Genomic DNA, 11,886 nt, shown 5'->3' on the forward strand with positions numbered 1-11,886 from the left:
GGAGGGTATTATGACTATTCAAATGATTATTGCTTTGGCAATCACAGCGCTAATGATTGTTTTAATAATGATTGATAAATTGCCATTTGGTGCACCGCCATTGTTTGCCTGTATATTGCTGGTTATCTTTGGAATCGCTGACATTAAAGGAGCTTTTGCCGGATTCTCTAATTCAACCATTATTATGTTAGCTGAGTTTATGGCTATTATTGCTGCTCTGCAAAAAACGAATTTTATTGTCGTGTTTAAAAAGGCCATGTTTGCGATGGCTAATAAGGGTGGATTTAAATCGTACATGCTGATTATTTTAATTGTGATGTTAGGCTGCAGCATGTTCGGTACAGGATCAACCGCCTATTATGTATTAACTATTGGATTACTTTCTACGTTGCCTTATAGTAAAAAACTTCCCCCTTCTAAGATAATTATGACTGCTGGATTTGCTGCAAATCATCCCTTGATCCCATTTAATACGGCTCTGCAGTACGGAATTGTCATTGCTGTTCTTGGAGCAGCTGGACAAGCAATCAATGTTTCAGTTTTTAAATTTGCTATCGTCAATTTATTTTTATCCATGGGATTTTTGTTGAATTGTATTATTCAGTATAAATTCTTGCCAGATCACCCCATCAAGGATGAAGATACCGAAGAGGTTAATACTGAAGGAAATGAGAACGTTTCGTTATTACCTAAATGGAAGCAAAATGTTACTTATGCAGCATTTGTATTTGCGGTTGTTGGTATGTTGCTGCAAAGTAGAATCGGAGACGCTGGTTATGCGATGGCGGGTTTGTCGGTTGCAGTTATTTTAGTTGTTGGAGTGCTGGATTTTGCGGAAGTTAGAGATGCGATCAGTGCACCAATCATTTTAATGTCGGCCGGTGTTATTGGTGTGGCAGATGCTCTGGGAAGCACAGGGCTTACTAATTTAGTAGGCGAAACGGTTGCCGGAATGTTAGGTAACAATATTAATCCTTTCATGATGATCTTTGCCTTCTGTATCCTGACTAGTTTGCTAGCTACATTGACAGGGTCAACGATAGGAACAGTGTATGTATTTACACCCTTAGCTATTGCAGTTTGTTCTAATCTTGGGCTGGATCCTACTGCTGCTGCCTGTGCAATTGTTATTTCCGGCTGGTGCGGACACTTCTTACCAATTGACGGAATGCCAGCAATGATTTTAGGCTATGGAAAATATTCAGCAAAAGAATTTTGGGTATTTACGATTCCTCAGTATTTCATTCGGTTGATTGCTTTGACTGTTGGCGCGTTAATTATGTTCCCTATGTAGATTTTTTAAGGAAGAGGTACGAAAAATGACAAACAAATTTGAATTAGAACATATTGGTATCAATACGGAAAATGCACAGGTGGCTGAAGAGTTAGCACAGCTGTTAAGCAGCATGTTTAATTTAGCTCCTCGGCATGGACAGAAGTCGGAATTCGCGGGTGACTATTTTGAGTGCATGCGTAGTCCTTTCCTAGGTAAAAATGGACATATTGCTATGCGAACAGCTAATTTAGAAGATGCAGTGGTAGAGCTTAAGGAAAAAGGATTGAGTTTTAATATGGATACAGCTGCCTATGATGAAGAGGAAAAGCTTAAAAATATTTATCTAGCGGGAGAATTTGGCGGGTTTGCCATTCACATTTTGAAAAAGTAACACAGAATATGTCTGCTAATTTTATAACATCAGTTATCATCTTTTAAAGAAAAATAGCATGAGGGAGTAACTGGCAGCGCAGGCTGTGGCAGCATCACCAATCCTGAAAGAAATTTCTGGTGCTGTCTTAAACGGTGAGACTTGTGTATGTTTAGAGCATATACAGGTCTCTTTTTTATCGAATAAAGGGAGGCAATTATGACAGAACAACAAAAGAATGTGCGTTTTTATGCGTTAGACGTAGAAAGTGCTCTATTTGAGGTGAAGGCTTCACCAGTAGGTTTAAGTAAGGAAGAAGCTAAAAAAAGATTAGAGACCTATGGGAAAAATGAATTAGCAGAAGGTAAGAAAAAGAGTCTAATTATGAAATTTGCTGAGCAATTCAAGGACTTTATGATTTTGGTATTATTGGCAGCTGCAATTATTTCAGCGATTGTTTCTCATGAGATTGTGGATTCAATGATTATTCTTTTGGTGGTAATCATTAACGCGATAATGGGTGTCTTTCAAGAAGCTAAAGCTGAGCAAGCTATTGAAGCATTAAAGAAAATGTCTACTCCCAATGCTAATGTATTACGGAATGGGCATACCCTTTCTATCAAGAGCGACGAGCTGGTTCCAGGAGATATTGTTTTGCTGGAAGCTGGAGATGTGGTTCCGGCTGACCTTCGTCTTCTGGAGGCAGCATCTTTGAAGATTGAAGAAGCCGCTTTGACAGGAGAATCTGTTCCAGTAGAAAAAGAATTGATTGTTCTTCCAGCAGAAGAAATCGGTATCGGTGACCGGATAAACATGGCTTTTTCTAATAGTAACGTTACTTATGGTCGAGGAAAAGGTGTGGTAGTTAATACTGGAATGAGTACCGAAGTTGGCAAGATAGCAGACATGCTGGCACAAGCCGATGAAACGGAAACGCCGTTGAAAAACAATTTGAACGAATTAGGGAAATTCTTGACCATTGCAATTATTGTGATTGCTATTATCATGTTTGTTGTCGGAACTGTATTTAATGGAACCTCGTTTGTGGATATGCTGTTAACTTCGATTTCTCTTGCAGTTGCGGCTATTCCAGAGGGACTACCGGCAATAGTAACGATTATTTTAGCATTAGGCACACAGGTCATGGCGAAACGTAATTCGGTGATCCGTAAGCTTCCGGCAGTTGAAACATTGGGGAGTACAGATATTATTGCTTCAGATAAAACTGGAACTTTAACTTTGAACCAAATGACGGTAGAAAAGCTGTACTATGATTTCCATCAGGTGGCTTCAGTCGAACCGATTGATTTAACTAATAAGGCTTTGCGAATCATGAATTATGTTAACGATACGAAGATAGCTCAAGACGGTTCTTTAATCGGTGATCCCACAGAAACAGCATTAGTTCAGTTTGGCTTGGATCATCAATTGGATTTAGCTGCTTGTTTGAAGCAGGAACCGCGTGTAGCTGAATTACCCTTCGATTCAGAGCGTAAATTGATGAGTACAATACACCAAATGGCTAACGGAAAATACTTAGTAGCAGTCAAGGGAGCTCCAGACGTGTTGATTGAGCGAACAAACCGTGTATTGTCACAGAATCAGGAACTTCCAATGACTCAGGAGCAAAGAAAAGAAATCTTATTTAACAATACAGATATGGCGAAGCAGGCTCTGCGGGTCTTAGCGATGGGGTACAAATATCTTGATGAACTACCGGAAAAATTGACTTCAGAGGAGCTGGAAAATGATTTAGTTTTTGCCGGCTTGGTGGGGATGATCGATCCGGAAAGAAAAGAAGCTGCTGAAGCAGTTCGTTTAGCTAAATCAGCAGGCATTCGACCAATTATGATTACCGGTGATCATAAGGATACGGCTGAGGCGATCGCCGTTCGCTTAGGAATTATCCGTGCTGGAAACGACAAGGCTGTGCTGACTGGCGCAGAATTAAATGAGCTGACAGATGAAGAATTTGCAAAGCGAGTTTATGACTACTCCGTGTATGCTCGGGTATCACCAGAGCATAAGGTTCGTATCGTTAAAGCTTGGCAAAAAGAGGGTAAGGTTGTTGCTATGACTGGTGATGGTGTGAATGATGCCCCTTCATTAAAGCAAGCAGATATCGGTATCGGTATGGGAATCACTGGAACAGAGGTTTCCAAGGGGGCTTCTGATATGGTTCTGGCCGATGATAACTTTGCCACAATTGTCGTAGCAGTCGAAGAAGGACGGAAAGTATTCTCAAATATTCAGAAAACAGTCCAATATTTACTGGCGGCTAATTTAGGAGAAGTTTTGACTTTATTCCTTGCGACTTTGTTTGCGTGGGACACCTTGCTGCCGATTCATTTATTGTGGATCAATTTAGTTACAGACACTTTTCCAGCGATTGCTTTAGGAATGGAGCCGGCGGAAAAAGACTTGATGAGTCACAAACCAAGAGGCCGTAATTCCAATCTTTTCTCTGGCGGAGTTTTCAGCAGTATTATTTATCAAGGGATTTTAGAAGGTGGTATTACACTGTTCGTATATTGGTTCTCTTTACGTAATCCAGCTCATACTGCACTAAACATGCCCGAACTTTCATCGCAAGCATTGTATACGTTGCAGCATGCAGATGCTTTGACTATGTGCTTTGCGACCCTTGGATTTATGCAGTTATTCCATGCATTTAATGTGAAATCAGTTAAACAATCCATCTTTAAAGTAGGACCTTTCCGCAACAAAGCCTTCAATTGGGCGATTTTATTGTCCTTCGCCTTAATGGGAATTATTATTTTAGTGCCAGGATTAAATGATATTTTCAAAGTTGCTTCCCTAAACGTTGGTCAGTGGACAGTAGTGGCAGTTGCTTCCTTTTCAATCATACCAATTGTTGAGATTGTAAAATTTGTTCAGCGAAAGGTTGAGACAACTCAGGAAAACGGACAAGGTATTCCTGCAAACAATTAATAATTTTCAGGTACTAAAAACGCTGCTTATCAGCTTTTTAGTACCTTTTTATTCCTATTTTAATAAGCGGTATGAGGATGAGCGAGCCAATGACTTAAAAAGTTGGTTTCTGTCACGCTATTGATTTTTTCCCCGTGGTCACGTATAAAGTAAATGAGGTGGGGAAGATGTATAGTGGAGAAATTTTGTTAGAAAAAATAAAAGCAGAGCTTGCACAAGGAGAAAAATTCACAGCTGCTGATATCGTTCAGCGGACTAGTTTATCCCGCAGCATGGTATCAAATTACTTAAACCAGTTAGTGAAGTCGGGAGAACTGGCGAAGGAAAATACGCGACCAACTCAATTTTGGCTGCCAGAGGTGACGAATGTTTTTGCAGAGGTGATTGGAAGTGAATATAGTTTGCGGCCAATTATTGAACAATGCAAGGCAGCGGTGAATTATCCACCAAACGGCTTGCCAGTAATTCTGCGAGGCAGCAGTGGGGTTGGAAAAAGTATGCTGGCTCGAAAAGTTTATGAATATGCAGTATCCCATAAGATTATTCCAATAGGTGCACCGTTCATTGTCTTGAATTGTGCGGATTATGCGAACAATCCTGAACTGCTGTCTTCTGTTCTTTTTGGTTATGTGAAGGGGGCTTTTACGGGAGCTGAGGGAGAGAAAAAAGGATTGCTGGACGCGGCTGATGGCGGCTATCTTTTTTTAGATGAGGTACATAATTTGTCGCAGGAAAATCAGGAAAAGCTCTTTTTACTCATTGATCAGAAGAAATTTCGCCGTTTGGGAGAAGAGGAGCAGTGGCAGGCAGCCGATATTCGCTTGATATTAGCAACGACTGAAGAAACCAGCAGTAGCTTGCTGGCAACCTTTAGACGAAGAATTCCCTTAGAGGTAACCTTGCCGGATTTTAAGGATCGGACAAGAAATGAGCGGATCCAGCTAATTTTGACTTTCTTTTCCTTGGAGGCTAGACAGATGAATAAGAAAATCTGTCTGCATCCATCGTTAATCGACCAGCTTTTGACTAATGAAGAAGAGGGCAACGTTGGAGCGATTCAAAATAAAATAAGACTCATGTGCGCGGCCACCTACAATCAGCAGGCCTCATTGAAGAATCTATTTATTCCCAGTTCTGGATTAGAGCAGTACATTGAAATTGATCCGGAGCATTTTGAAATAAAGGACACGCTTCGTACTAATGATCTGGCAGACCTGATTCATCCATACATAGATGGAAAAGAATTCGATGAACTGGTTGAACAGGTGCCCCTGCTCATTAAAGAGCTTGAAGCTTTGTTTCCAGCCAAAGAATTGTCAGCCAGTGCTGTAATGGTGAGGACACAACTGCAGGAAGGCAAGGAACGGTTCGCTTATTTTGGTATGGAACTGATGGAGCAGCAAATGTACCAATTGGCTTTATTTATTGATCTTTTTAGAGAAGAAGCATCCATTACTGTTCCGTCAATTGAACACAAACGTATGTCCAAATACTTTAATATGGCAAAAAGATTGTTGGAAATTGTTGAAACAGAAGCGACGGACACATTGTTGTATTTGCTGGCGGGCTATTTTGTCAACCAATTGCCGATTATTAGTCAGAAGAATGCGTTGATTCTAATGCATGGCAAGCAATCGGCTTCCAACTTGGTGAGGGAGGTCAATTATTTAGTCGATGACTACATTTTTGAGGCCTTTGATATGCCGATTCAGGTTGAGACGAAAGAAATTGTTGCGAAGGTGAATCGCTACGTTTCCCAGGTGGATACTCAAGACGGACTGATTTTACTAGTGGACATGGGGTCTCTGGAAAAGATGTATGAAGAGATTAAGGACAATGTTAGCGGAGACTTACTGATTGTAAACAATGTTTCTACTGCGTTGGCCCTACATTTTGGTTTTTCTTTGAAGCAAAATCGACCGATGGAGTATTTTACCACTCTGGATTACAGTGACTTTAACGTAAAACCGCAATATTTTGAAGGGATTTCTCAATCACCAAATATTGTTATTTCCTGTATGTCTGGTGATGGCATTGCTGACAAAGTTAAGGAGATTTTTCTGCAACAGGAACCAAAGACGAATGTCGAAATTGTTTTAATGGCATTTGATGAATTGAAGCAGTTGGAAAAGGAAAGAAGTCTAACTTCCTTTAAGAATACTTTGCTGATTATCAGTACATCAAAAGTTTCAGTGGCAGGAGTAAAAAGTTTAAATATTGAAGATCTGGTTAACGGCAGTCAAACGCTGGACTTTCTTCATACTATTTTTTCCGAAGAGCAGCTGAAGCTTATTACTAATGAGATTGTCAAACTATTTACGATTGAGGGTGCCAGTGCTCGCCTCCGATTCCTAAATCCTGATATGGTCATTAATGAAATCGAGACAGTGATTGCCGCTTTGGAGAACAAGTACCAAGTCGTTTTCAAAAACTTCATTCGGGTAAATCTGTTCTTGCATTTGTCTTCGATGATTGAACGACTGTTGGTGGGAGATGTTAGTGATGGAACATCGAGTGATCAAAGTACACAATTTAAAGAGTTCATTACAGCTGCCACGATAATCTTTGCTCCAATTTGTCAGAAATACAACATTCAAATTCCGGATAAGGAGTTTGAATACATTTATCAAATCATTCATTCGCAATTGAAAAGTTAGTGTTGATTCTGTTGAGCTAGTGTTTGTGACCGGCAAACACTAGCTTTTTCTGTAGTAAAGCTGCTATAAAGGGATTTGTAGTCGTTTTAGAAGTTGGCACACCACTTGCTTATAGATAAGTAAAGAAGGAGGAGAAAAAATGGATATTCAATTTTGGCAAGTAGCACTTATTGTGTTGTATGGATTCTTCATCAATTATGACAAGAACGGAACAATGCTGGGGACCTCTCAGCCGGTTACTGCGGGGATGTTGATAGGTCTGATTTTAGGGGACATTACAACTGGACTTTATATTGGTGGAACATTGCAGCTGATGACGTTGGGAATTTCAAGCTTTGGTGGTGCTTCAGTACCTGATTATCAAACAGCAGCTTTGGTAGGTACTTATATTGCTATTACCACGGGACAAGAAGCATCAATTGGAATTACCTTAGCGATACCAGTAGCCATGTTGATGGTTCAATTGGATGTTCTAAAATGGACGACCAATATTTTTTTCCAAAACAAAGCGGAGAAATATGCGGATGAGGAAAATTATAAAGCAGTTGAACTGATGCATTTATGTGGTGTAGCCAATACCATGTTAACTTCTGGTATTCCGGTTTTACTTACGGTAATTGTTGGACCAACTGTCGTAGGAAAAGTTATTGAGTATATTCCTGAATGGTTAACAGGTGGTTTAACGGTTGCTGGCGGATTATTACCAGCTTTGGGGATTGGATTATTGTTAAGATACTTACCAGTCAGAAGCTATTTTGGCTACTTGATTATCGGGTTTGTAGTGGCAGTTTATTTAAACATTCCAATTCTAGGCGTAGCTTTGCTAGGTGCGGCAATTGCCTTGATCCTATTTAAGAAAAATAGTATGGCACAACCTGTTCAGGCTGTAGGAGGGATGGATGAAGATGAATAATCAAGTAAGTCAAAAAGCGAAAAATCGTACATTATTGCGTTGGATGTTAAACGGTGGTGCATCATTAAACTACGAAAAAATGATGGGTCTAGCTTATGCGTATTCCATGATGCCGTTTCTAAAGGAAAATTATCAAGACGATCCAGCAGGCTTGAAGCAGGCTGTGAAGATGCATTTACAATTTTTCAACACTAGTCCGTATGTTGCCCCTTATGTAATGGGTGTAAATATGGGTGTCGAAGAAGTGGAGAAGGCAAAGAATTTAGATACCATTATGGCGTTAAAGACTGGTTTGATGGGACCTTTGGCAGGTTTAGGCGACAGTGTTTTTGTAGTCATTCCTTGGACAATATTTGGGGCAATTGCAGCAAATATGGCACTGGAAGGCAGTGTAGTCGGCATTGTTATCTGGATTGCGGTTACGTGGTTATTGAAGGCGTTAGGAATTCCATTGTTCAAAGCAGGCTTAAAATCAGGAACAAGTCTATTGGCTTCGATTGAAACAAAACTAAAAGCCATCACTGAAAGTGTAGCGATTCTAGGATTGATGGTGGTGGGGGCACTAATCCCAACTGTAATTAAAGCAAATCTAGCCTTTACCTTTAAACAAGGTTCACTGGAAATGACGGGAGACGAAATTCTTAATCAGATTATGCCAGGTGTGATTCCGGCCTTGCTAGTCTTCGCCGTATACTATTTATTAGGAAAAAAAGTAAAACCGATCTATATTATTTTGATCATTATGGTTTTATCTGTCGGACTATATGCGTTAAATATCTTAAAATAGGGAGTGGAAAAAATGGAAGGAATTATTCATATTCGCGTGGACGATCGCTTAATCCACGGACAAGTTGCAACACAATGGACCAACGAGCTGGGAGCAACCCGTATAATGGTAATCAATGATGATGTAGCAGTTAATGATGTGCAAAAAACAGTATTGAGGATGGCTGCACCACCTAATGTAGCTACCTCTATCATTACTAAACAAACGGCAGCAACCAATATTTTGGCTGGAAAATATAAAGGACAAAAGGTACTAATTGTGGTGAAAAGTCCAGTTGATTTACTGGATTTGATGGAAATGGGTTTGCCCATTCAAACGGTCAACGTCGGCAATATGTCAGTGCGCGAGGGGACTCGTCATGTTCGGCCAACTGTCAGCATTACTGAAACTGAAGAAGCGGCCTTCAAAGAATTATTAAATCGAGGCGTTGAAATCACGACGATTATGGTGCCAGGAGATAATAAAATTTACTTGAAGGATGTCATTGTGTAGGAGAGGATCGCATGTACGAAATAATCATTGCCAGCCATGGACCGCTGGCCTCAGCTATGAAGGAATCATTAAGCTTCTTTTTCCCAGAGAACGATCTTTACACAGTTGAAATCGACCAATCAGGAATTGAAAAATTTCAGGATCAGATGCAGGCAACAGTAGAGCAGCTTCAGGGGCAATCGCTATTGATTTTTACTGATCTGCTCTATGGAACGCCCTTTAACGTTGCAGCAAAATGTGCTGGTGAATATGCTAAGGAATTTGAAATTATAGCGGGGGTTAATTTACCTTGTTTAGTTGAGGCAGTTAATTTGAGAAAGCAGCAGCAGTCGTTAAAGCAGGTTGTCCCTCAGCTATTGACCGCTGGCGCTCTATCGACCTTCACTCAACAGGCTCAGCTGCGAACGAACGATGACGACGAATAGAAGGTGAACATACATGACACGCTATGGCTATCATATCGCCCCACAGCAGGGCTGGAGCAATGATCCCAACGGTTTGTGCTATTTTCAAGGACGATATCACGTTTTTTTTCAAAACAATCCGATAGAAACGAATACGAAAACAATTGGTTGGGCGCATGTTTCCTCTGTGGATTTGATTTACTGGAAGAGGGAACCAATGGCCTTAATGCCAGACCAGGATTACGATTGGGATGGATGTTTTTCAGGGAGTGCAATTCAAGTGGGAGAAGCTCTGTACCTGCTGTATACTGGGCACAAAAATTTAGAACGGGATTATACAGAAACTCAGTGTTTAGCTGCTAGTCAGGATGCGGTAACTTTTGAAAAGTTCGAAAATAATCCGATCATTACAACACCGCCGACAGGAAATACTCATCGTTTTCGTGACCCTAAAGTTTGGCAGGAGCAAGAAAAATTTTACGCGGTAATCGGAGGTGAAAGTCGGGAAAACCTGGGACAGGTTAATCTTTATCAAAGCGACAGCATTACCGGACCTTGGGAATATGTTAGACAAGTTGCTCAAGCACAGACTGGTCAAGGAACGATGTGGGAATGTCCGGATTATTTTACTCTTGATGGGAAAAGGGTTCTGTTGATTTCACCTAAAGGGCTGGATACAACGTACAAAGGCGGTTTCGATACAACGTACTTTCTAAGTGATGAACCAGCATGCTTTGAAGAAATGCAAGTTTTAGATGCAGGCACTGATTTTTATGCTGCAGCGACTTTCTTTGATCCGATTAAACAGCGACGCTTAGTGTGGGGTTGGTTTGGATTACCTGGTGAGCAGGAAAAGGAGAGTCAGCAGCAGGTAGGAGCCTTAACTTTGCCGCGAGAGTTGCGAATAAAAGAGGGCAGTCTATGGATGCAGCCGATTGCGGAGCTTTGTGAACTGCGGGAGCAGCAACAGAATCTAGCTAATGGGTTGGTCATTGCGGAAACAACTGAACTTATTTTTCAGTCCAAAAATCTGTCTGCTTTCACCCTTAAATTAAGTACTGAGCAGGCTAGCTATCAAATCAGTTATGCTCATCAGCAACTAACGCTTGAGATTAAAGATGCGTTGAGAGATAGAATAGATAAGGTTTCTCTGGATATGGTTGAAGAGGTCCGTCTATTTCTTGACCGAGGACTAACCGAATTATTTATTAACAATGGGCAGCTTACGTTTACCAACAAGTGTGAGCTAAGGGGCCCGATAATGATAGAAACCAACGGGATTACTAATGGTAAGGTGTACTTACTGGCTTCTGATGAAAAAATCTGGCAGTAGTTTCCTCCATACAAAACAAGGGAAGAACGGCAAGTAGTGTATCGAGCTCCAGAAGTTAGATTTTCGGTCTAACTTCTTTTGATCACGCCACAGTCGTTCTTCCCTTATTTTAATTTTTATTTGGATCAGTAATCTCCAGCAGGCGGAAGGTATCCTCTTCAAACTCAAATTTCAATATACAGCAATTCCCTAAGCGCCCCGAATGAGTCAGCTTACTAGTGTGGGCCCAAGTACTTATAAACTGGCGGCAGCAAGCCCCGTGAGAAACCATTAGGACATGCTCTTGTTCTTCTTTTTTCATTAGGTCAAGAATAGTGGCTGCAACTCGTTTTCTAAAGGGCTCTTCGCCTTCCCCACCAAAATTCACAAAGAAATCGCCATAAGGAAGCGGTGGAATCAGGTAATCGTGTTCAGCCTCTAATGCTCCGAAATGCCATTCCTTTAGCCCCTTAATTCGCTGATAAGGTAGATTGGTAATCAATTCCAGTGTGTCGCTTGTTCGCTCTGAAGTTGATGAATAGGCACTACCTAACGGAATATCAGTAAAATAGTCAGCAGCAGATTTCGCTTGCTGCTTTCCCAATTCTGTTAATGGCGAATCACACCAGCCCTGCATTTTTCCCTGCTGATTAAATAAGGTTTGTCCATGTCGCATTAAATAAAGTGTTTGTACCAAATATATCCCTCCACTTTTTCTGATAC

The 11,886-nt window shown here is 40.8% G+C and carries 10 protein-coding genes; 9 read left to right on the top strand and 1 reads right to left on the bottom strand.

The genetic code is table 11. The features are described from left to right. Positions 1–10: 10 nt before the first annotated feature. From IGI49_RS17400 to IGI49_RS17440, 9 genes are all read left to right on the top strand, one after another. Entirely contained in the window at positions 11–1,294 is a 1,284-nt protein-coding gene (locus tag IGI49_RS17400) for an SLC13 family permease (RefSeq protein ID WP_429962713.1), read from the top strand. Positions 1,295–1,319: 25 nt separating this feature from the next. Next, entirely contained in the window at positions 1,320–1,667 is a 348-nt protein-coding gene (locus IGI49_RS17405; RefSeq protein WP_429962714.1) for a 2-dehydro-3-deoxyphosphogluconate aldolase, read from the top strand. Between the two features lie 198 nt (positions 1,668–1,865). Further along, positions 1,866–4,598 carry a cation-translocating P-type ATPase gene (locus tag IGI49_RS17410; RefSeq protein ID WP_429962715.1) on the top strand — a complete coding sequence of 911 codons (2,733 nt, stop codon included), beginning with the start codon at positions 1,866–1,868 and terminating at the stop codon, positions 4,596–4,598. 167 nt (positions 4,599–4,765) lie between these two features. After that, on the top strand, positions 4,766–7,255 hold the full coding sequence (locus IGI49_RS17415) for a sigma 54-interacting transcriptional regulator (protein WP_429962716.1): 2,490 nt from the start codon (positions 4,766–4,768) through the stop codon (positions 7,253–7,255). A 145-nt stretch (positions 7,256–7,400) separates the two neighbouring features. Further along, a complete protein-coding gene (locus tag IGI49_RS17420) occupies positions 7,401–8,168 on the top strand; it encodes a PTS sugar transporter subunit IIC (RefSeq protein ID WP_207702176.1) in 768 nt (255 codons plus the stop codon). Continuing rightward, positions 8,161–8,955: a PTS system mannose/fructose/sorbose family transporter subunit IID gene (locus IGI49_RS17425; RefSeq protein WP_207702091.1), complete on the top strand. Its 795-nt coding sequence runs from the start codon at positions 8,161–8,163 to the stop codon at positions 8,953–8,955. The genes IGI49_RS17420 and IGI49_RS17425 overlap by 8 nt, the downstream gene beginning before the upstream one ends. A 12-nt stretch (positions 8,956–8,967) precedes the next feature. Beyond that, positions 8,968–9,447, top strand: a complete 480-nt coding sequence (locus IGI49_RS17430; protein ID WP_207702090.1) for a PTS system mannose/fructose/N-acetylgalactosamine-transporter subunit IIB — start codon at positions 8,968–8,970, stop codon at positions 9,445–9,447. Positions 9,448–9,458: 11 nt separating this feature from the next. Further along, complete coding sequence (locus IGI49_RS17435; RefSeq protein WP_429962717.1) at positions 9,459–9,872, top strand: PTS sugar transporter subunit IIA; 414 nt, start codon at positions 9,459–9,461, stop codon at positions 9,870–9,872. Between the two features lie 13 nt (positions 9,873–9,885). After that, a complete protein-coding gene (locus IGI49_RS17440) occupies positions 9,886–11,184 on the top strand; it encodes a glycoside hydrolase family 32 protein (RefSeq protein ID WP_429962718.1) in 1,299 nt (432 codons plus the stop codon). 109 nt (positions 11,185–11,293) lie between these two features. Here the strand turns inward: IGI49_RS17440 and IGI49_RS17445 are convergent, their stop codons facing one another. Then, the gene (locus IGI49_RS17445; protein ID WP_429962719.1) at positions 11,294–11,860 is read right to left on the bottom strand and encodes a histidine phosphatase family protein; all 567 of its coding nucleotides are present in this window, start codon (positions 11,858–11,860) and stop codon (positions 11,294–11,296) included. Positions 11,861–11,886: the final 26 nt, after the last annotated feature.

This window comes from Enterococcus sp. AZ071, from assembly GCF_050499065.1.
Taxonomy (GTDB): Bacteria; Bacillota; Bacilli; order Lactobacillales; family Enterococcaceae; genus Enterococcus_A; species Enterococcus_A ferrettii.